General features: G+C 68.8%; 19 protein-coding genes. 6 read left to right on the top strand and 13 right to left on the bottom strand.

Features of this window, described 5'->3' with window-relative positions:
- Positions 1–293: 293 nt before the first annotated feature.
- The 3 genes from KBY88_RS02540 to mfd are packed head-to-tail and all read right to left on the bottom strand — an operon-like array spanning position 294 to position 4,554.
- The gene (locus tag KBY88_RS02540; RefSeq protein WP_254938307.1) at positions 294–722 is read right to left on the bottom strand and encodes a PIN domain-containing protein; all 429 of its coding nucleotides are present in this window, start codon (positions 720–722) and stop codon (positions 294–296) included.
- Between the two features lie 11 nt (positions 723–733).
- Positions 734–964 carry a hypothetical protein gene (locus tag KBY88_RS02535; protein ID WP_254938306.1) on the bottom strand — a complete coding sequence of 77 codons (231 nt, stop codon included), beginning with the start codon at positions 962–964 and terminating at the stop codon, positions 734–736.
- 53 nt (positions 965–1,017) lie between these two features.
- Positions 1,018–4,554 (bottom strand): transcription-repair coupling factor, encoded by a 3,537-nt coding sequence (gene mfd / locus KBY88_RS02530; protein WP_254938305.1) that lies wholly within the window; start codon positions 4,552–4,554, stop codon positions 1,018–1,020.
- 84 nt (positions 4,555–4,638) lie between these two features.
- Between mfd and KBY88_RS02525 the strand changes: the two genes are divergently transcribed.
- Both KBY88_RS02525 and KBY88_RS02520 read left to right on the top strand, forming a co-directional pair.
- Positions 4,639–5,385, top strand: a complete 747-nt coding sequence (locus tag KBY88_RS02525) for a class I SAM-dependent methyltransferase (RefSeq protein ID WP_254938304.1) — start codon at positions 4,639–4,641, stop codon at positions 5,383–5,385.
- Positions 5,382–6,206, top strand: a complete 825-nt coding sequence (locus tag KBY88_RS02520) for a hypothetical protein (RefSeq protein WP_254938303.1) — start codon at positions 5,382–5,384, stop codon at positions 6,204–6,206. The genes KBY88_RS02525 and KBY88_RS02520 overlap by 4 nt, the downstream gene beginning before the upstream one ends.
- Here the strand turns inward: KBY88_RS02520 and KBY88_RS02515 are convergent.
- On the bottom strand, positions 6,177–7,130 hold the full coding sequence (locus tag KBY88_RS02515; RefSeq protein WP_254938302.1) for a slr1353 family protein: 954 nt from the start codon (positions 7,128–7,130) through the stop codon (positions 6,177–6,179). The genes KBY88_RS02520 and KBY88_RS02515 overlap by 30 nt on opposite strands.
- 64 nt (positions 7,131–7,194) lie before the next feature.
- Here KBY88_RS02515 and KBY88_RS02510 point away from each other — a divergent pair, with 64 nt between their 5' ends.
- From KBY88_RS02510 to KBY88_RS02495, 4 genes are read left to right on the top strand one after another with little or no spacing between them, the layout of a single operon-like run.
- Entirely contained in the window at positions 7,195–7,971 is a 777-nt protein-coding gene (locus KBY88_RS02510; RefSeq protein ID WP_254938301.1) for a MeeY/MeeF family manganese export membrane protein, read from the top strand.
- A gap of 5 nt (positions 7,972–7,976) precedes the next feature.
- Positions 7,977–8,315, top strand: coding sequence for a DUF6464 family protein (locus tag KBY88_RS02505; protein ID WP_254938507.1), 339 nt, complete (start codon positions 7,977–7,979; stop codon positions 8,313–8,315).
- Positions 8,316–8,347: 32 nt separating this feature from the next.
- Complete coding sequence (locus KBY88_RS02500) at positions 8,348–9,826, top strand: DEAD/DEAH box helicase (RefSeq protein ID WP_396102367.1); 1,479 nt, start codon at positions 8,348–8,350, stop codon at positions 9,824–9,826.
- Positions 9,827–9,852: 26 nt separating this feature from the next.
- Positions 9,853–10,242: an MAPEG family protein gene (locus KBY88_RS02495; protein ID WP_254938505.1), complete on the top strand. Its 390-nt coding sequence runs from the start codon at positions 9,853–9,855 to the stop codon at positions 10,240–10,242.
- A gap of 18 nt (positions 10,243–10,260) precedes the next feature.
- Here the strand turns inward: KBY88_RS02495 and KBY88_RS02490 are convergent, their stop codons facing one another.
- The 9 genes from KBY88_RS02490 to KBY88_RS02450 are packed head-to-tail and all read right to left on the bottom strand — an operon-like array spanning position 10,261 to position 19,793.
- Complete coding sequence (locus KBY88_RS02490; protein WP_254938504.1) at positions 10,261–10,695, bottom strand: 23S rRNA (pseudouridine(1915)-N(3))-methyltransferase RlmH; 435 nt, start codon at positions 10,693–10,695, stop codon at positions 10,261–10,263.
- 7 nt (positions 10,696–10,702) lie between these two features.
- Positions 10,703–11,785 (bottom strand): methionyl-tRNA formyltransferase, encoded by a 1,083-nt coding sequence (locus KBY88_RS02485; protein ID WP_254938300.1) that lies wholly within the window; start codon positions 11,783–11,785, stop codon positions 10,703–10,705.
- A gap of 12 nt (positions 11,786–11,797) precedes the next feature.
- A complete protein-coding gene (locus KBY88_RS02480; protein WP_254938299.1) occupies positions 11,798–13,165 on the bottom strand; it encodes a TldD/PmbA family protein in 1,368 nt (455 codons plus the stop codon).
- A 3-nt stretch (positions 13,166–13,168) separates the two neighbouring features.
- Complete coding sequence (locus tag KBY88_RS02475) at positions 13,169–14,602, bottom strand: TldD/PmbA family protein (RefSeq protein ID WP_396102364.1); 1,434 nt, start codon at positions 14,600–14,602, stop codon at positions 13,169–13,171.
- A 32-nt stretch (positions 14,603–14,634) separates the two neighbouring features.
- Positions 14,635–15,723 carry a magnesium-protoporphyrin IX monomethyl ester (oxidative) cyclase gene (gene acsF, locus KBY88_RS02470; protein WP_254938298.1) on the bottom strand — a complete coding sequence of 363 codons (1,089 nt, stop codon included), beginning with the start codon at positions 15,721–15,723 and terminating at the stop codon, positions 14,635–14,637.
- A 50-nt stretch (positions 15,724–15,773) separates the two neighbouring features.
- Positions 15,774–16,244: a DUF2996 domain-containing protein gene (locus tag KBY88_RS02465; RefSeq protein ID WP_254938297.1), complete on the bottom strand. Its 471-nt coding sequence runs from the start codon at positions 16,242–16,244 to the stop codon at positions 15,774–15,776.
- Positions 16,245–16,292: 48 nt separating this feature from the next.
- Positions 16,293–16,862, bottom strand: coding sequence for a hypothetical protein (locus tag KBY88_RS02460; RefSeq protein WP_254938296.1), 570 nt, complete (start codon positions 16,860–16,862; stop codon positions 16,293–16,295).
- Positions 16,863–16,869: 7 nt separating this feature from the next.
- Complete coding sequence (locus KBY88_RS02455; protein ID WP_254938502.1) at positions 16,870–17,484, bottom strand: flavin prenyltransferase UbiX; 615 nt, start codon at positions 17,482–17,484, stop codon at positions 16,870–16,872.
- A 2-nt stretch (positions 17,485–17,486) separates the two neighbouring features.
- Positions 17,487–19,793 carry an RNB domain-containing ribonuclease gene (locus KBY88_RS02450; protein WP_254938501.1) on the bottom strand — a complete coding sequence of 769 codons (2,307 nt, stop codon included), beginning with the start codon at positions 19,791–19,793 and terminating at the stop codon, positions 17,487–17,489.
- Positions 19,794–19,838 lie beyond the last annotated feature (45 nt).

Genomic DNA, 19,838 nt, shown 5'->3' with positions numbered 1-19,838 from the left:
TGAGTTCATCCCTGGGGCCACGCAGCAGCTCCGCAAGCTCGATCGCAAGGCCGCAAAGGATTAAGCGCCAACCTCGCTGGCCTCAAGCGTTGCCGGGTTGGCGACGACCGAGTGAAGGGTCAGATCAAACGGCCCATCTGCTGATGCTGGCGGTGAGGGTCAGGCAGCGGGGAGAGGTCTGCCACTAAGGCCAATCACTGATCGTCTTCTTCTGAATTCGGCCCTGACACAAGGAACGGAGGGTCACGCACCGCTTGAGTTGGCGCCCCTCTACATCCTCACGGTCGCTGAGATCAAGCGCCACAGCCTGGCGGCCATCCATCAAGCAATGGGTTGATCACCTGCAGCGCACCGATGGTCACGCCGTGCGTGAAGTCTTCGCTGAACAGCACGGCGCAGCCGCTGCGGAGGGTAGCCTCGGCGATCAGGGCATCAAACCAACTGAGCTGATGCCGCACCGCCAACTGATGGGCATCGAGAACCAGATTCAGCTCCGTGCTGACCACCTCAAAGCCAGCCATGGCGGCAAGCAGGGCCGTGATCTTTGCGTCGCCCAGTGCAGGCCGAAGTTTGCGGGTCGCCACCGCACGCAACTCGATCAGGACCTGGGTACTGATGATGATGTCGTTGTCCTCGGCCAGATCGGCGAGCCAGCGGCGGATGCGCTCACCCTTGACAGGCTCGCGCCGGTCCAGGCGGTACACCCAAAGGTTGGTATCCACGAACACCCGCATCAGGTGCGTTCGTAGAGGGATTCTCGGCTCCAGGGTTGGTGGCTGAAGCCTTGGCTGCTGGCGGCGACCGCTTCAAAACTGGCCAACGCCTCCAGGCGCTGACTGCGGGCATCCACATAGCGGGTCAGGAAATCTCGCACCAGGGCATTCACAGAGGTCTTCTCCCTCAAGGCGGCTTCGCGAGCTCGCTGTAGCAGCGCAGCATCGAGAGCGATGGTGAGATTGGCCATGGCCTCAAGCTACACGGGTTTCGTGGAGCACGGGCATCGCCCCCACTTCCTCCTCAAACCGCCAGCACCGCCGCGTTCTTCGCCGCCACCTGCTCCCCCCGCTGGGCCTCGCTCAGCCCGTCGCTGCCCGGGATCTGCTCCGCCATCGCCTGCAGCCACTCCATCAGGGTGTCGAGCTGCCTCTCGGCGCTCAGCACGCTCAGCCCCCGGGCCAGCACCTTGGCGGTGCTGCCGGAGCCGCCCTGGTACACCAAACGCCCATGGAGATGGGTGGGCAGACCCTGGCGCAGCAGCCGGAAGGCGGGCTCCTCCATCGGGGTTTCGAGCACCAGGTTGGGTTGTTCGGCCCTGAGGCGCGAGAAGCCGCAGCGCCTGGCCAGCAGCTTGAGCTCCATCAGCTGCAGCAGCGCCTGCACCGGGGACGGCAGGGCGCCATAGCGGTCGATCCAGGCGGCCGCCAGTTCCAGCAGTTCGCCCCTGCTGCTGCAACCGGCCGCCGAGCGGTAGGCGGCCATCTTCTCGTCGCCTTCGCTGATCCAGTCTGCGGGGATGAAAGCGGTGATCGGCAGATCGATCTGGGTGTCCTCCACCACAGGGATGTCCTGGCCCTGGATCTCGGCGAGCGATTCCTGCAGCATCTCCATGTAGAGATCGAAGCCGATCACCTCCATCTGGCCGCTCTGCTCCACCCCGAGCAAGTTGCCCACGCCGCGGATCTCCATGTCGCGCATGGCCAGCTGGTAGCCGGAGCCCAGTTGGGCGAATTCCTGGATCGCCCGCAACCGCTGGCGCGCCGCTTCTGAAAGCGAGGCCTCACCGGGATAGAACAGCCAGGCATGGGCCTGGATGCCGCTGCGGCCCACCCGGCCGCGCAGTTGATAAAGCTGGGCCAGGCCGAACTTGTGGGCGTCCTCCACCAGGATCGTGTTCACCCGGGGAATATCCAGGCCGCTCTCGATGATCGTGGTGCAGAGCATCACATCGGCTTCACCGGCGTTGAAGGCCACCATCGCGCTCTCCAGCTCCCCTTCGGCCATCTGGCCGTGGGCCACCAGCAACTTCAGTCCCGGCAGCATCTCGCGCAAGCCGCCCGCCACCTCCTCGATCCCCTCCACCCGCGGCACCACATAGAACACCTGGCCGCCGCGGTCGAGCTCCTGGCGGATGGCGCTGCGCACCGCCTCGCCATCGAGGGCGGCCAGGTGGGTCTTGATCGGCCGCCGCAGGGGTGGCGGCGTGGTGATCAGGCTCATCTCGCGCACCCCCGAGAGGCTCATGTAAAGGGTGCGAGGGATCGGTGTGGCGCTGAGCGTGAGCACGTCCACGTCCTTTCGGAGTGCCTTGATCTTTTCCTTCTGGTTCACCCCGAAGCGCTGCTCCTCATCCACCACCAGCAACCCCAGCTGCTGGAAGTTGGTGCCCTTGGAAAGCAACTGATGGGTGCCCACCACCACATCGATCGTGCCGGCCGAGAGGCCCTCGAGGATCGTCCTGCGCTCGGCGGCGGTGCGGAAGCGGTTGAGCAGCGCCACTTTGAGCGGGTAGGGGGCGAAGCGCTCTGAAAGGGTGCGCCAGTGCTGCTGGGCCAGAACGGTGGTGGGGGCGAGCAGGGCACACTGCTTGCCGGCGGTGACGGCCTTGAAGATCGAGCGGATCGCCACCTCGGTCTTGCCGAAGCCCACATCGCCGCACACCAGCCGGTCCATCGGTTGGGCGGCCTCCATGTCGCGCTTCACCTCGACGATCGCCTTGAGCTGATCGGGGGTGGGCTCGTAGGGGAAGGAATCCTCCAGTTCGCTCTGCCAGGGGCCATCGGGGGGGAAGGCGAAGCCTGGCGCCTGGTGGCGCTCGGCGTAGAGCTTGACCAGATCGAGGGCCACCTTGCGCACGGCCTTGAGGGCGCGCTCCTTGGCCTTGGCCCAGGCCACCCCGCCCATGCGGTTGAGCTCCGGCGGGGCGTCGGTGCTGGCGCGGTAGCGCCCCAGGCTGCCCAGCTGGTCGGCGGCCACCCGCAGGGTGCCATCGGCGTACTGCACCACCAGGTAGTCACGCGACTCTCCGCTGATGGCGAGTTTTTCCAGCTTCAGGAAGCGGCCGATGCCGTGGTTGCGGTGCACCACGAAATCGCCCGGCACCATCTTGAGCGGGTCCACCGTGCGGCTGGCCGCCTTGCGCCGCCGGCGCACGTAGCCACTGGCCGCCAGGGCGTGCTGGCCGAAGAACTCCCGGTCGCTGAGCAGCACCAGCTTCCAGGCCGGCAGCTGAAGGCCCTCCAGCTCGGCAGTGCCTTTGAGCTTGAGGGCCACGGGGGTGCCCTGCTCCACCAGCCGATCGATCGCCGGCCAGTCGGCGGCATTGGGCACGAAGCGGGCGATGCAGTCGTGCTCCTCCAGCAGGGCCACGGCGCGGGAGGGCTGGGCCGAGAGCAGCCACACCCGCGCCTTCTCGCTTTGGTAGCCCTTCACCAGCGCCGCCAGGCGGCCGAACTGGTTGGGGTGGGTGGGCACCGGCCGGCTGGCCAGATCAAAGGCATTGCCGTGGCCATCGGTTTCGGCCAGCTCCGAGAGATCAAAGCCCGCAAAGGTGCCGGCGGCGCCCAGGGCCTCAGCCGGCGGCCGATGCAACGGCGGCAGCTCAGGGACCTCCCCGTGGTGGGCAGCGGCGTGATCGAACCATTGCTGGCCGTGGGCCAGGCACTGGCGCCGCTCATCAATCGCAATCAGCGTGGCTTCGGGCAAGTAATCGAGCAGCGAGGCGGGCTGCCCCCAGGCCAGGCCCATCAGTCGGCGCATCCCCTCGGGGGTGCCCCCCTCCAGCAACTGCTCAAGGGCTTCGGGGCTGAGCAGCGCCTCGAGCCCCTCGGGCATCGCCTCGCGAAGGTCGTCCGCCACCAGGGGGCCGTAGCCCGTGGGGGTCAGCCGAACCACCTCGATCGGATCCAGGGAGCGCTGGCTGGCGGGATCGAACTCCCGCAGCTTCTCGAGTTCCTCGCCAAAGAATTCCAGCCGCACCGGCAGCTCGGCGCTGACCGGAAACAAGTCGACGATGTCGCCGCGACGGCTCCAGGTGCCCTCCTGCTCGATCGTGGGCACCCGCTCGTAGCCCAGCCGCGCCAGGGTCTCCCCCAGCTCTTCCAGGTCAACCGTGGCCCCCTTGGCCAGGGTCAGGCACTGGGACGCGAGCGCCTCCGGTGGCGGCAGATGGGGTTGCAGGGCGCGTTCGGTGGCGACGATCGCCCCTTTCCAGGGGCTCGGACCCACCAGCTCCGCCAGCACCTGCAGCTGCCCCCAGGTGATCTCACTGGTGGGATCGAAGGGCTCGTAGGGCGAGCCCTCACTGGTGGGATAGAGCTGGGCCGTGGGCCAGCCCATCAGCTCCAGCAACGCCGTCCAGCGGCCCGCCTCCTCCAGGGTGGGCACCACCACCAGCAGCGGCGCACGCCGCTGGCGGGCCAGGGCCGAGCTGATCAACGCCCGGGCGGCCCGGCCGGCGCCCCGCAGACTCAGACGCTCGGGCCGCCCGATGCGGGCCTGCAGCTCACCGGTGAGGGGCACCTGCTCCAGCTGGCGCACCAGGGCGGTGAGGGGCATCGGGCCAAGGGGCGATCGGGAAACGATCTTCGCAACTCGCTGGCGATGGGAGACCGTCAGAATCAAAACCAGCGGGCGGGCGCCATGGATCTGGCCAAGGTGGTGTTCTTCGGCCGCACAGGTGAGGAGGCGCTGCAGTTCTTCGACCTGGAGTGGGAGGCCCTGAAGGGGAGGCGGCTGCTGGATTGTCCCGGCGGCCCCGGCGCCTTCACCGCCCTCGCCCGGCGCCACGGGGTGGAGGTGATCGCCGTCGATCCGCTCTACGGCCTGCCCCCGGAAGAGTTGGAGCGCCAGGCCCTCGCCGACATCGGCCTCCACAACGAGCGGGCCAGCGGGGCGGATCACCTACGCCCTGACTTCGATCTGGATCTCTACCACCGGGGCAAGCGCGGGGCCCTGGCCTCCTTTCTCTCCGACCGGCGCGCCCACCCCGAGTCCTACCTGGCCGCCTCCCTCCCTGAGCTGCCGTTCTCCGATGGCAGCTTCGATCTGGTGCTCTCGGCCCATCTGCTCTTCGGCTACTCCCCCCTCCAGGACGGCGGCCTCTACGCCAATTCCCCCTTCGATCTCGCCTGGCACCGGCGCGCCCTGGCCGAACTGAGGCGGGTGAGCCGCGGCGAGGTCCGCCTCTACCCCGTCCACACCGTGAGCCGGCCGGCGCGGCTGCACCCTTACGTCGAAGCCCTGCTGGCGGAGCTGCCCGCCCCCTGGAGCGGCCGCCTGTTTCATCCCAGTTACGACCAGGGATTTGAGGGCGAGACCCCGGGGCTGCTGCTGCGGCGCCCCGGCTCAACAGCCCATGGCGTTTCAGCCGAGGGAGCGCGGCCATGACCTCCTACCGCTGCCCCGCCTGCCGCTCCCAACCCAGGCACACCGCCCGCAACAGCCACGGGCTGCGGATCTGCGCTCGCTGCGGCCTGCCGCTCGAGCCGCTCAAGCGCGCCCATCCGCTCAGGGCCCTGGCGGCGCTGGCGCTGTTCGCCGCCCTGGGGGCGGCAGCGATCACAGCCTTCTCCAGCACCCAGGCCTTCAACGCCCAGCCCAGGCCCAGCGATCGCCCCCTCAAACCCGCCGATGACAGCAGCTTGATGGCCGCCCTGGATCAAGCCGATGAAGGCTGGCGCCCCAGGGCCCAGCTCCTGCCCAATGGCGGCACCCGTTACACCTACAAGCGCCGCCAGGACGACCCCCCGCTCAGCATCGAGCAGATCAAGCTGCTGATCCGCTTCCCGCCCCGTTTCGAGCGCGAACGGGCGGCGATCACGGCGCTTCTGGGCGAGCTGCGCTCCCGGGGGGTGCTGGTGGTGCTCGGACCGCCCCGCAAGGCCGGGGCCGCGGGGGAATGGGAGCCCCGGGCCGGCATCGTGCGTATCCGCCCCGACGTGCCCGCCAAGGGCAGCCGCGAATTCGCCAAGGTTCTCAACCACGAGTCGATCCACGTGGCCCAGAGTTGCCGCAGCGGCGGTCTGCGGGCGAGGCCCCAGCCCCTGGGGTTGCCCGTGGTCAGCCAACCCTCCACGGAGCGCTTTCTGAGCAGTCCGGTCTATGCGGGGCTCTCCGCCACCCAACAACTCCTGGAGCGGGAGGCCTACAGCAACCAGAAGAATCTGGAACTGGGGGTGTCACTGGTGCGGGGGAATTGCCGGCGGTGAACAGGTTGACACCGGGGCGCTGGCCTCTTCCTCCAGCAGCAGATTGAAGTGCAGCAGTTGCTCATCGCTGAGCAGCTGGCGGCTGCTGAGGGCGAAGTGCCGCTCCAGGAAGGCCCGGCCCTGGGCTGCGTCCCAATGGAGCTGGCCCAGCAGCAGATCCGACTGCTCCAGCAGGTCGCGGCGGCGCAGGGGGGTGGGCAGGGCTGCGGGATCGGCCCCGGCTGAGGCCCGGCGCAGCACCCCCAGGTAGGCCGTCAGATCGGCATAACGGGTGAGCCGGCCGCGGTTGGGGTGTCCGAAGGCGCGCTCCAGGTAGGCCGCCTCCTGCTCCCGCCCCCAGCCCAGGCGCTGCAGCTCCAACTCCAGCCCGGCCAGCTCATCGCTCCAGTCCTCGGGGTCGGGGGGCGGCTCCGGGGCCCTGGCCGCGGCCAGGGCGTTGGCGGGGAGTGGCGGGGAGGGAAGCACCCCAGGGGGAACCGCAGGGCCCGCCCCCGCTGGGCCGGAAGTTGTGATCGCTGGATCGGCTGGCTCGGGCAACGCCGGGGTCGCCACCGGACTCTGGAGCCGTGGCGGCAGGGGCGAGGCGGAAGCAGGCGCCGGTTCTGGCCCGGAGCGCCGGCCCGCGGGGGCCGTCGTGGTCCCTGCACCAACCGAAGTCCCTGGGGGGGTGGGCAAGCTGGGGGGCCGGCTCGAGCGCTTGGGAACAGCGGCGCCTGGGGGCGTTTCAGGCTCTGACCCCGGGTCCCCAGGTCCCCCTGGGACCCGAATCCGCCCCCTGAGCCGCTCGATCGCCCTGTCCTCCGCCTCCTCCGCGCTGGTCGCCTCCCCCAGGGCGCTGCCCAGGCATTGGCCCGCCTCCCAGGCGCTCGCCAGCACCACCCGCCGGCCGGCTTCGGCATGCACCAGATGGGTCTGCAGCTGCATGGCCGCGCCGGGTCAAAGGGAAGCCTGTTTCTAGAGTGCCCCTTTCGGCAACCGCAGCGACGCGATGGAAGCGGAGTCGATCACCTCCCTATCCCCTCTGATCGAGCAGGCGGACCAATGGGGGGAGGTGCTGCTGCTGCTGCCTTTGCTGGTGGCCCTTGAGGTGGTGCTCTCCGCCGACAACGCCGTCGCCCTCGCCGCGATCTCGCGCCGGCTCAAGGACCCGCTCCGCCAAGGTCAAGCCCTCAACCTCGGCCTGGTGCTGGCCCTGGTGTTCCGGCTGGTGTTGATCGTGCTCGCCCAGTGGGTGATCGACTCCTGGCCGCTGCAGCTGGCCGCCGCCCTGTACCTGTTCTGGCTGGCGGGCACGGGGCTGCTGGCCAAGTCGCAAGGGGCCGACGATTCCTCCGAAAGCGAAGGCGCTTCAGGAGGCGAAACGGCCCATGGCTCGGGTGAGAGCCTGCGCAGCGTGGTGATCACCCTGGGGGTCACCGATCTGGCCTTTTCGCTGGATTCCGTGGCCGCCGCCGTGGCGGTCAGTGATCGCCTCTGGCTGGTGATGGCCGGCGGTGCCTTCGGCGTGGTCGCCCTGCGGGTCACGGCGGGGCTGTTCGTCCGTTGGCTGGCGATCTTCCCGCGCCTGGAGAAAGCCGGCTACCTGGCGGTGGCCCTGGTGGGGCTGAGGCTGATGCTGCGGCTGATCAACGCAGACCTGGTGCCGCCCGAATGGGTCCTGCTGCTCTCTGTGGCGGCCCTGTTCGCCTGGGGCTTCTCCCTCCGGGTGGAAGAGGGCAACCCCGAGGGCCCAGCCACCCTGACGCCCGGTCCCGAGCGGCCATGAGCCCCATCAAGGTGGAACTGCGGCAATCCGGCAGCAACCAACTGCTGGAATCTCTCGACCTGGAGGAGGTGCCCCATCCCGGCCGCTGGCTGCAACTGGGAGAACGCAGTTTTCTGGTGCTGCAACGCCAGCACCGCTACCGCCTCCGTCAGGGCCGCTACGAGCTGGCCGCCATCGCCCTGCAGGTCAAAGCCCAGCGGCAGCCCGACGATGCCCTCTGGTGGAACGGCGGCTGGGTGATCGGTGATCCCCACTGCCGCTTCAACGCCCGCAGCCCCCTGCTGCGCTGTGCCGTGCTGCCCGACGGTCCCTGCGAGCGCTGCGCCCACCACACCCCCCGCTGATCCTTCCCCCTTAGGCTGGCTTGGTTCATGCGGTGTTTGCCATTTCCCTCCTGACCAACCCAGCTCCGGGACAGGAGCGCGTTCCCCTCGACACCCAGACCCCACCCGGAGCCGGCACCAGTCCTGAGATTGCGGTCAGCCCAACGGGTGATTTCACCTCCCTCGGACTCTCCAAGCCCTTGCTGGAGGCCGTGGCGGCCAAGGGCTACAGCCACCCTTCGCCGATCCAGCTGCAGTGCATTCCCGCCGTGCTGGCCGGCCGCGACGTGATGGCGGCGGCCCAGACGGGCACCGGCAAGACCGCCGGTTTCACTCTGCCGATGCTTGAGCGTCTGCGCCACGGTCCCCTGGCGCGCCAGAACCAGGTGCGCTCCCTGGTGCTCACCCCCACCCGTGAGCTGGCGGCCCAGGTGGCCGAGAGCGTGGTGGCCTACGGCCGCTACCTCGACCTGCGCGCTGATGTGGTCTTCGGTGGCGTCAAGATCAATCCGCAGATGCAGCGGCTGCGCCGAGGCGCCGACGTGCTGGTGGCCACCCCCGGCCGCCTGATGGACCTCTACCAGCAGAACGCGATCCGTTTCGATCGGCTGGAGATCCTGGTGCTTGATGAAGCCGACCGCATGCTCGACATGGGCTTCATCCGCGACATCCAGAAAATCCTGGCTCTGCTGCCCCCCAAGCGCCAGAACTTAATGTTCTCGGCCACCTTCTCTGGCGAGATCCGCCGGCTGGCCACGGGTCTGCTCCACAACCCCGTGCAGCTCCAGGCCACCCCGGAAAACCAGGCGGCACCGTTAGTGGAGCAGGTCATGCACCCCTGCGACATGGCCCGCAAGGGGGACCTGCTCAGCCATCTGGTGCGCAGCAACGACTGGCAGCAGGTGCTGGTGTTCTCCCGCACCAAGCACGGCGCCAATCGGCTGGCCGACCGCCTGGCCAGCGAAGGGATCAACGCCGCCGCGATCCACGGCAACAAGAGCCAGGGGGCTCGCACCCGGGCGCTGGCGGGCTTCAAGAGCGGCGAGGTGCGCGTGCTGGTGGCCACGGATCTGGCCGCCCGGGGCATCGACATTCACCAGCTGCCCCACGTGGTCAACCTGGATCTGCCCAACGTCGCCGAGGATTACGTCCACCGTATTGGCCGCACCGGCCGGGCTGGCCAGACCGGCCACGCCCTTTCGCTGGTGGCGGCCGAGGAGCACGAGCTGCTGCGGGCGATCGAGCGCGTCATCGGCAAGCCCCTGCCCCGCCAAGAGGTGCCGGGGTTTGAACCCACGATCCACAAGGCGCCGCCCCTCGATCTGAGCGGCGGCCGGGGCAAGGGTGGTGGCCGCCGCAGTGGGGCCAGTGGCGGCTATGGAGGCGGATCCGGAGGTGGCGGAACCCGGCGAGGGACGTCCCAGGGCTCCCCCCGGGGGGGTGGCACAGGCCGGAGCGCGGGCTCGCCGCGCAGCGGCGCCCTCTCTCGCGATGGCGGCTCCCGCGATGGCCGCCCCCGGGGGAGGGATTGATGCCCAGCGACCTATCCCCCCTGCTCATGGCCCTCGCCTGGCCAGCCTTGGCTACCCTCCTGGCCTTAGTCACCTATGGCGTGACCACCTTGCAGGTGGGCCGTGCCAGGGCGGCCCACCGGGTCAGGCCACCGGCCACCCATGGCCCAGAGGCGTTCGAGCGGGTGTTGCGGGTGCAGCTGAACACCCTGGAACAACTGGTCTTCTTCCTTCCCTCCCTCTGGCTGGCGGCCCTGTTCCACAATCCCCGCCTCGCGGCGGCCCTGGGCTTCGTCTGGGTGGGGGCCCGGATCGCCTACGCCATCGGCTATAGCCGCGCGGTCGAGCAACGGGCGCCTGGGTTTGTGATAGGCCTCTTCACCAGCGTGGTGTTGTTGGCCCTGGCCCTCAAGGGGGTGATCGATCTGCTGATCTGAGGTCAACGTCAACCACCATCAACCCCGGTGGTACGGACCCTCCTGAAGGATCGACTGGGAGCGGTAGAGCTGCTCCACCAGCAGCAAGCGGGCCAGTTCGTGGGGAAACGTGAGCGGCGAGAGGCTCAACAGCCAGTGGGCACGCTTCTTCAGGACTGAATCGAGGCCATCGGCGCCGCCGATCACGAAGGCAAGCCGCTCCGAGCCGAAGCTCTCCAGGCGCCCGGCCAGGGCCACAGAGCCCAGGTGCTCGCCCTCCTCGCTGAGCGCCACCAGGCGCTCAGCGGGCCGCAGGGCCGCCAGCACCGCCTGGGCCTCGGTGGCGGGATTGGAATCCTTGAGTTCGAGCACCTGCAGCCCCGGGAGCCGCTTGAGGTACAGGGCCACCCCCTCACTCACCCAGCGTTTGCGCACCTTCCCCACCGCAATCACCCGGAGCCGGCCGGGGTTCAAGGCCATCTCAGCCGGCCGCAGGCTCACCAGGCTGATCGCCCAGCCGGTCACCCACCACGGCCCCCAGCTGCTGCAGAAGCGCCTGGCCCGCTGCGGCCTTCCTGCCCTCCCACTGGGCACTGCGGATGAGCAACGGGCAGCCGCCCGTGGCCACCACCAGCCCGATGCCGTCGGCCACCGCCAGCACCCTGCCGGGGACTGGTGCGTCCCCATCGCAGGACTCAGATCCCACCGCTGCCGCCCCCCGTGGCCATCCCCAGCGCTCGGCCAGCGCGGCGACCTCAGGACTGAGCTGGGGCGCCAATCGCCTCACCAGGGGCTCGGTGGCCAGCAGCTTCAGGCGCAGGCCCCGCCAACGGGTGTGGGCCCCGGGGTACAGCCCCATCACCCGGCGGTGGAGGGCCAGGGCTGGGGCGCTCCAATGGATCTGAAAATCATCCTTACCCAGCATCCGGGCGTAGGTGAGGCCTCCCTCCCCCTGGGGACGCACCCCCAGCCGCGCCAGCCGTTCAGCCCGGGGGCCGGGGCCGGCCGCCTCGATCCGTGGCAGGGCGGCAATGAACAGGTCCGCGGTGAGCTGGCTCAGCCGCTCCCCCAACTGCTGGGCGTTCTCCAACAGCCCGATCGGCATTGCCCGTTCCAGCAGCACGGGCCCGGTGTCAAGGCCCTCTTCCATCGCCATGATCCCGACACCGGTTTCGGCATCCCCCTCCAGCAGGCTCCACTGGATCGGACCGGCCCCACGCCAGCGGGGCAGCAGCGAACCATGGCCATTCCAGCAACCCAGGGGTGGCTGCTCCAGCACCGCGGGGGGCAGGATCTGGCCGAAGGCCACCACCACCGAGAGCTCAGCCCCAAACTCGGCCAGGGCTTGCTGGCAAGCAGGCTCCCGGCGGATGCGCCCGGGCGTGACCACCGGCAGGCCAAGCTCCAGGGCCCGGGCCTTCACCGGTGAGGGAATCAGCTCCTTGCCCCGTCCACGGCGCCGGTCCGGCTGGCTGACCACCCCCACCAGCGCATGGCCGGCGGCCACCAGAGCCTCAAGGGTGGGCACCGCATAGGCGGGGGTACCCCAGAACAGAACCTTCAAGTCCTGAAAACCTCAGGAATCACCGGTGATCGAAAGCCCTTCCACCCAGACGTAGGGACTGAGGCCGTCGGGGGTGATCTTGGCTGCGCCCTCAAAACCGATGATCCCGTTGAGCAGCGAGCGGATGTCGCCGGCCACGGTGGCGGCCTCGATCGAACGGGCCTCACCCCCCTTGACCAGCCAGCCATCGAACGGCAGCGAGAAGGAGCCCTGGCTGGCCTTCACGCCGGCATGCAGGGCGGAGAGCGAATCAATCCAGACGATCCCATCGGCACTGTGGCGATCCAGATCCGCCTGCCCTCCCGTTCCACTCACCTCAAACCAATCGGGACCCACGGACACCTTTGCCCCCAGACCCGCATGGCCGGTGGGCGCCACGCCAAAGGCCCGGGCGGTGGCCTCAGAATGCAGGAAGTTGGCCAGCAGGCCGTTTTCCACCAGCGCCAGGCGCCGGGTGGGGGTGCCTTCGCCATCAAAGGCACTGGCGCCAACGTTGCCGGGGTGGAGGCCGTTGTCATGGAGCTGGAAAAACGGCACCGCCAGGGGCTGGCCGAGGGACTCGCGGGTGCTCAGGCTCACCCCATCCAGCACGGCGCGGGCATTGAACAGGCTGCTAAAGGCGCCGATCAGATCGAGGAAGGCCTCGGGGCTGAAGCAGCAGGTGTAGTAGCCGGTCTCGATCGGGGCGTAGTCAAGGTGGCGAATGGTGCGCTCAGCCGCCTCGTCGATGCAACCGGCCACATCGAGGGAATCGGCGCCGTAGGCCAGGCGCACGGCGCCACTGCTGCGCGGTTTACGGCCCGTTTCCTCGGCGCGGGCATAGAGATAGACGCTGGCCGTGGTGAGCTTCTGGTGGCGACTCGCTCCAGCGCTGTTGAGGTAGATGCGTTCGCTGCTGCGCTCCGCCAGGCCGTTGTAGGGAACGGTCGTGATGGCGGCGTGGCGCCCCAGCAGTTCGCGCTCGGCCTCTTTCAGCGTGCCCAGCAGGGTCAAGATGCCCTGGGGTGGACAGAGGGGCTGCTCCAACGGGGCCAGGGGCGCCGTGGACAGGGGTGAGAAGGCGGGCTTGTCGTCGGGGTTGCCGAAGGCGCTGGCCTCCTTGGCGCTGGCCAGGGCCCGGGCCAGACCTCCGTCGCTCAGATCGGAGGTGCTGGTGATCCCCACCAGGCCATCACCATTCCAGACCCGCACCGTGATGGAGCTGCGCTGGGCCCCCTTGAGCTGCTTGGCCTCCCCCCGGTCGACCTGCACGGAGGTGTCGGTGCTGCAGGCGGCCCCCAGATCCCATTGGGGGATGGCCAAGCCGTGGGCCAGGTCTTCCAGGCGCCCGCGCAGGCGCGACGCATCGATCCGGCTGGTGTCGAGGGAGTGGTCCGCCATGGTTCAGCGCCCCCCCACGGTGATCGAATCCACCTTGATGTGGGGCTGGCCCACGGTCACGTAGATGCTGCCGCTCACCGAGCCGCAATAGCCCGCCGCCAACTCCAGATCGTTGGCGCACATGGAGATCCGCGGCATCACGTCTTTCGCCTCACCGATCAAGGTGGCCCCCTTCACGGGCTTGGTGAGCTGGCCGTTCTCGATCAGGTAGCCCTCCTCGACGGAGAAGTTGAACTGGCCGGTGGGCCCGACGCTGCCGCCGCCCATGGTTTTGCAGTAGAGGCCCCGATCCACCGAGGCCATCAACTGCTCGGGGGTGTGGGGGCCTGCGGCGATGTAGGTGTTGCGCATGCGACTGGCCGCGGCGAAGGCGTGGCTCTGGCGCCGGCCGCTGCCGGTGCGGGCATGGCCCGTGCGGCGTTCACCGGCCCGATCGGAGAGGAAGCGCTGCAGCACTCCGTTCTCAATCAAGACCGTGCGTTGGGGCTCCATGCCCTCGTCGTCCATCGAGAGGCTGCCGAAGGCGCCATCGCTGAGCCCCTCATCGATGGCGGTCACAGCGGGATGGGCGATCACTTCACCCACCTGTTCCGCGAAGGGGGTGGTGCCGCGCTCCACCTGTGTGGTTTCCAGCAGGTGACCGCAGGCCTCATGGAAGATCACACCGCCGAAGCGGTTAGCCAGCACCACCGGCCACTGGCCCGCCTCCACGTAATCGGCGTAGAGCATGGTGCCGGTGCTGGCGCAGAGGTCGCGGGCGGCGGCCTCGGCATCCCACTCGCGCAGATCGTCAGGGCGACCGGAGGTGCCGTAGCGGCGCCCCAGGCTCGCCCGGTGTTCGCCATCGGCCGCGAGCACGTTCAGCCCCACCGACTGATGCAGGCGGATGTCGCGGGCGAAGGTGCCGTCGCTGGCGGCCACCAGCACCTCCTGCCAGTCGCGGGAGTAGCTGCCGCGTCGCACCTGCAGGTGCCGTCCGTGGCGTCCCAACTGGGCGGTGCCCTCCAGTAATCGATCGGTGGCCTCCCCGAGGGCCGGACAACGGCCGAGCCAATCTGCTTTGAGCCGCCCGAAATCGCGCAGGGCGGGCAGCCCTTCGAAATCACTGTGAACCTGGGCCGAGCGCTCCAGCCCGAGCATGCCCAGGGCCTGATCGAGAGCCGTAAGCAGCCCGGGGTCACTCAGGTCATTGGTGCTCACGAAGCCATCGCGCTCCCCGAGGAACACCCGCAGCCCCGCCCCCCGGCCGAGGCCGGGGCTGACGCTGGTGATCCGGTCCTGCTCCGCCAGCACCCCGACGGCATCGGTGCGTTCCAGGAACACCTCCACCAGATCGGCCCCGGCAGCGCGGCCGGCGGCCAGAAGGGATTCCAGCCGCACTTGCCACAGCTGATCAAAGGGTTCAACCGCCAGCACGGCGGAGGGGGAAGACAGCAAGGGTGGACTCGCGGGGTTGGTTGGTTCGCTCTTCAGCGCACGGCCGGCTGGAACTGTTCGCTGCGGATCGGCGCCGTGAGGAACAGCTTGGCCATCACCAGACCATTGGCGGCCCAGAAGGGCAGCTTCCGCAGCACCTTCAGGGGCGCGGGGCCTTCACCGGCGTCGACAGCGCTGAGGGCGGCATTGTTGCTGACGATCCGCTCCAGGCGCGGGTAGAACTTGGGGTGCTCGACATTGAGCACCACCGGGAACACCCGCGCGGAGGTTTCGTTGGTTTTGGCGATCACGTACTTGTCGTAGTCGCGGGCGTCAAGGCCGAGCGCTTCGTAGAACTCCTTGCGGGCCACGTCGCGCACGTACATGGTGGCGAAGACCGCGAGGAGGAAGAAACGGCACCAGAGACGGGACGTGAGGCCACGCACGGTGTCGGGCTGGGCCTTCATCAAGGCATCAAAGAAATCGCCGTGGCGATTCTCGTCCTGGCACCAGCTCTCGAAGAAGTTAAAGATCGGGTAGATCTTGCTCTCAGGATGCTGCTCCAGGTGGCGATAGATGGCGATGTAACGCCAGTAACCGATCTTTTCAGAGAGGTAAGTGGCGTAGAAGATGAACTTGGGCTTGAAGTGAGTGTAGGCCTTGCTGGCGGTCAGGAAGCCCAGATCGAGCTGCAGCCCGAAATCGCTCATCGATTTGTTCAGAAAACCCGCGTGACGGGCCTCATCACGGGCCATGTGGGCGAAGCATTCAGCCAGTAGAGGATTCTTCTCCTTGATGCGGCGGCTGAGCTCCTTGTAGAGCAGGAAACCCGAAAACTCCGACGTGCAGCTCTGCTCGAGGAATTCAACGAAAACCTTGCGGGTGTCCGGGTCGAGCTTGTCGGCGGCGCCGTCGAAGTCGCCATTGCGGACGAAGTGGTGGCGGTTGTAGTCCTTGCGGAACTCCTCGCAGATCGCCTCAAGCTCCACTTGATTGGGCTTGAGGTCCATGGCCGCCATGGCTTCGAAATCCGTGGTGTAGAACCTCGGCGTCAGGATCGTGTCCTTGACCGGCTCCTTGAAGGTGGCGGTGCCCCCAGCGGTGGCGGCTGGAGAGGTGGCTGTGGCGGCGGGGGGGACCATCGCAGAACAGGGCTCAAGGCTGAACGAGCATCGTAAGGGTCCTGGAGCCCTCAGTTGGGGCCCAGCCACTTCTGGCCATTGAGCCGTGACACAACCCGGGACACCAGCAGGGCCAGGGTGCTCTTCTTCTCATCCACCAGAAACGATTCCAACAGGGTGGGCTCGCTGCCCCCCTCGGCCAGGGCGAAGGTCTTGGCGCCATTGATGTCGCCGTCGACAAAGCTCAACCAGAAGCGACGCCCCCCAGACAAGTCCCCCTTCACTTGCCAGGCAGGCCGGGCAACCACGGGGATCGGCCCCTGCTCGAAGGACAGCTCGCCCAGAGCCGCCCCGGAGGCCTCAAGGCGCTCCCGCAGAGCAGGCAGAAACAGTTCAGGGATGAAGTCAGCGAAAGGCCTGTCCTCCGGGGCGGGGGGCTTGACCTTGGCCGCCGCCGCCTTGGCAGGCTGGGCCGCCTGCGGCTCGGGTCGCGCGGCCGGGTTCGTCTCGGGGCTGGATGCAGGGTTGGTCGTATCGCTCACGGCGGAGACCTGGTGTGGAGGCTGGGCGAACTGTAGAAGCGGCGCGGCTTACCAGTCGTCTTGGGCGGAGCTCTCCCAACTCTCACCCTGATCCCGGGTGCCTGCGGAGGACCCAGGGGCAGGGCTGGAAACGGAGCTGGCGCCGGAAGTGGCTTTGGCGTGGGGTGCTGCCGCCGACCCCTGGGCGGATGCGCTCGGGGCGGATGGGGCGGCAGCCTGACCGTTGCCCTTCCGGATCACCCGAAAGGGCACCGACACGGTGGGGGGTGGGTCCTGCGGAGAACGACGGGGCCAACTCCACCCAGCGGGCGCAGCGGTTTCGGCAGGTGCCTGGCGCGGCCGCGGTGGGGCAGCCTGGTCCCAGGACGCTGCGGCCGCCCCCTGACGCGCCTGTCGGCGCAGCATTGGAGCTCCTGAGCGCAGGGCCAGGGCCGTGGCGCCGGCGCTGAGCAAGGCGCCACCGACCGCCGCCAGGGTGATCAAGCCCCCCAGGGGCAGGGCCGGCGCGCTCCAGACCAGCAGCCGCAGGCGCAGGGCCGGCCGGGGGTTGAGCGCAGCCACCAGCAGCACGGCGAGCAGGGGGGCCAGCAACGGGATCAGCAGCAGGCGTCGCAGCACGGGCCGTTCAGGAGGTGGAGGGGGGACCTTGCCAACGGCGCAGGGAGCCGAGGTCGTAGCCGAGGCAATCGAACACCCGGATCACCAGAAAATCCACCATCTCCTCCAGGCTGGTGGGCCGGTGGTACCAGGCGGGAACGGGCGGAGCGATGCGCGCCCCTGCTTCGGCCAGGGTGGTGAGGTTGCGCAGGTGAACCAGGTTCCAGGGCAGTTCGCGGGGGGCGATCACCAGGGGCCGCCCCTCCTTGAGATGCACATCCGCCGCCCGCTCGATCAGATCCAGGGCCACCCCCGAAGCGATTCGCCCCACGGTGCCCATGCTCGCCGGCAGGATCACCATGCCGCGGGTGCGAAAGCTGCCGCTGGCGATGGCGGCGGCCTGATCGTTCCAGCGGTGGCAGTGAAGGGTGCCCGAGCTGGTGCCGGTGCGCCTCCTCCAGAAAAGCTCCTGGGCCTCTGGCTCCGAGGGCACCCGCAGCCCCTGCTCCGCCTGCCAGACCCCGATCGCCCCGCGGCTGGTCACGAGTTCCACGGTCTCGCCCGCCTCCAGCAGCAACTGCAGGGCCCGCTGGGCCAGGGGCTGGGCGGAAGCGCCGGACACGGCCAGCACCACCGGCTCCATGCTCAATCCTCTCCGGAGGTGACCGGCAGGGAGTCGGCTCCGTCACCATCGGATTCGTCGACGACGCTGGACGCACCTGCTTCGACATCTTCAGGCTGGATCACGACCAGATCGATCTGATGGCGCAGCACATCGACCTTCTGGATCACCACCTCGACGCTGTCGCCGAGCATGTAGGTGCGCCGGTTCTTGCGCCCCACCAGACGGTTCTGACGGGAGCGGTACTCGTACCAGTCGTCCTTCAGGGAGCTCACGTGCACCAGCCCCTCCACCTGGGAAGGAGGCACCTCCACGAAGAAGCCGTAGCTCTGCACGCCGCTGATCACCCCATGCAGGGTCTGTCCCACCAGGGGCTCCGCCTGGCGCGCCTGGGCCAGGGCCAGGGCATCGGCGTGCAGCTCCTTGACGAAGCGGGAGCGGGTGTTGAGGCGGTGCAGAAGGGCATGGCTGCGAGCCTCCTGGAATGGGATCAGGGCGCTGGGGGCGAGCAGCGGCCAGTCCACCTGGCCATGGCAGCTGTCCGAGGCCAGATCCACCCTGGTCTTGTGGCGCACGGAAGGGCGATCCTTGCCTTCGGTGAGCAGCAGCACCAGCACCTGCTGGTTCCAGATGTCGGCGTAATGGAGACCGGGCTGGGTCCAGGGGGCAAAGGCAGTGTCCTCGCCCGCCAGTTCATTGGGGCCTGGGACCTCGCTGAGCTGCACTGGCCGCAGGGTGTCCTTGAGCTGCTGCTGCAACACCCGGGAGCGGTCGCTGGCGGCAAAGGCCGTCGCCAGTTCCAAAGCACTGGCGTTGCCGTCGCAGGAGAGCTCCAGGGGGATCTCCAGGGCCAGGGCGGCCTTGGCCACCTCGTTCAGATCGGCTGGATCGGGAGACTCGTTGGTGGCATAGAGGGCCGGCAGCTCCAGGGCGGCCAGGTGGCGGCCGAGGGCCCGGTGGGCCGGGATCAGCAGTTCCCGCAGCAGGGCAAAGGGGCTGGTGTCATCGAGTGAGACCAGCCAACCTTCGCGGGTCTCATCCGGGGGTGGAATCGTCAGATCCCCGAGGCTCTCGATTGGCGGGGTGGGCAGATCAAGATCGATCGAGCCCGCCTGTCGCCGTTGCTGCCGCAGCAGCCCGGCCACGTCGATGAGCTGCTCCAGCAGGGGGAGCTGATCCTTGAGCGCCTTGAGGGCAGCGGGCACGGTGCGGGCCTTCGGCTTGCGCTCGGCCAGGGCCTGAAGCGCCCTGGCCTCGACGCGGGCCCCGACGCTGACCGTGCTGCGGCTGAAGCTGTAGTGCTGCAAGACCCCTTGGCGATCGAGCTCCAGGGCCACCGAGAGGGCCGCCTGACCCTCACCGGTGGTCCAGGCGGCCGCCTTGGTGAGGGCAGGCGTGAGCAGGGGCAGCCAGCGGGGGCCAAGGCAAAGGGCTTCGGCGGCCTCCCGGAGCCAGAGATCGAGGTTGCCAGCGAAGCTGAGCCGCTCGGCCACCGCCGGGGCGTGCACCCACAGCCGCCAGCCTTCGCCGGTGTCCTCCAGGGACACCGCCGGAAGCAGCGGCGCCTCGCCGCCACTCCAGCCCTCCAGCAGAAGGGTGGGCAGGGCTGTGAGATCGGTGCGACCCTTCTCAGGCAGGCTCTTGAGCGTGGCACGGGGGGGCGCCGGAAGGTCACCGAGGCCGTGCTTGGTGATCAACAGATCCAGGTCGGCTTCGGGGCCGCCGTTGATCGCCAGGCTGCGGGCCACATGGCCCTGGGGGGCGAACTGGCCCACCGGGTAGCGGTCAATGCGCACCTCCACCACCGATTCCTGCTCGGGGTTGAGATGGGCACTGTCGACCTCCGGCAGCTCAACGGTGGTGAGCAGGCGGTCATCGAGGGGCACCGCCACCAACCGCTCGTACTGCTGCGCCACCTGGGCCAGCAGAGCCGTGGTGCCGCGCTCGAGGATGCACTGCACGCCACCCTCGGGGGAACGGCGGCGACCGCCTTCACGGGTGATGCGCACCAGCACCCGATCGCCATTCCAGGCGTGGTTGAGCTGGTGGTCGCGGATGTAGATGTCTTCGCCGCCGTCATCGCGCAGGGCGAAGCAAAAGCCCTTGCTGGAGCAGCGCAGCCGCGCCTCGATCAAGCCGTCATCCACGCGGCGGCTGACCACTTCCCCCTCGGCCTCCAGCAGGCCCAAGCGGCTGAGGCCGTCGAGGGCGATGCGCAGCTGGTCCTTGTCGCTCTTGAGGCTCAACCCGAGCGCCTTCTCCAACTTGGCGACCGGCAACGGCTCACTGGCGGGGAGCTGGTCGAGCAGGTCGGCGACCGTGAACTTCATCGGGGGCGGTGGGGAGGCAGTGGGCACCTCGGCCGTCTGGGCGTG

Source organism: Cyanobium sp. Morenito 9A2, assembly GCF_024345575.1.
GTDB lineage: Bacteria > Cyanobacteriota > Cyanobacteriia > PCC-6307 > Cyanobiaceae > ATX-6F1.
This window is presented reverse-complemented; position numbering and strand designations above follow the sequence as displayed.

Coding starts and splice junctions, on each gene's coding strand:
- mfd (WP_254938305.1), bottom strand. CDS start 4,554: ATGCCCCTCACCGCCCTGGTGCGCCAGCTGGAGCAGGTGCCCCTCACC.
- KBY88_RS02510 (WP_254938301.1), top strand. CDS start 7,195: ATGGAAGCGGAGTCGATCACCTCCCTATCCCCTCTGATCGAGCAGGCG.
- KBY88_RS02495 (WP_254938505.1), top strand. CDS start 9,853: ATGGCCCTCGCCTGGCCAGCCTTGGCTACCCTCCTGGCCTTAGTCACC.
- KBY88_RS02480 (WP_254938299.1), bottom strand. CDS start 13,165: ATGGCGGACCACTCCCTCGACACCAGCCGGATCGATGCGTCGCGCCTG.
- acsF (WP_254938298.1), bottom strand. CDS start 15,723: ATGGTCCCCCCCGCCGCCACAGCCACCTCTCCAGCCGCCACCGCTGGG.
- KBY88_RS02520 (WP_254938303.1), top strand. CDS start 5,382: ATGACCTCCTACCGCTGCCCCGCCTGCCGCTCCCAACCCAGGCACACC.
- KBY88_RS02515 (WP_254938302.1), bottom strand. CDS start 7,130: ATGCAGCTGCAGACCCATCTGGTGCATGCCGAAGCCGGCCGGCGGGTG.
- KBY88_RS02450 (WP_254938501.1), bottom strand. CDS start 19,793: ATGAAGTTCACGGTCGCCGACCTGCTCGACCAGCTCCCCGCCAGTGAG.
- KBY88_RS02535 (WP_254938306.1), bottom strand. CDS start 964: ATGGCCAATCTCACCATCGCTCTCGATGCTGCGCTGCTACAGCGAGCT.
- KBY88_RS02455 (WP_254938502.1), bottom strand. CDS start 17,484: ATGGAGCCGGTGGTGCTGGCCGTGTCCGGCGCTTCCGCCCAGCCCCTG.
- KBY88_RS02525 (WP_254938304.1), top strand. CDS start 4,639: ATGGATCTGGCCAAGGTGGTGTTCTTCGGCCGCACAGGTGAGGAGGCG.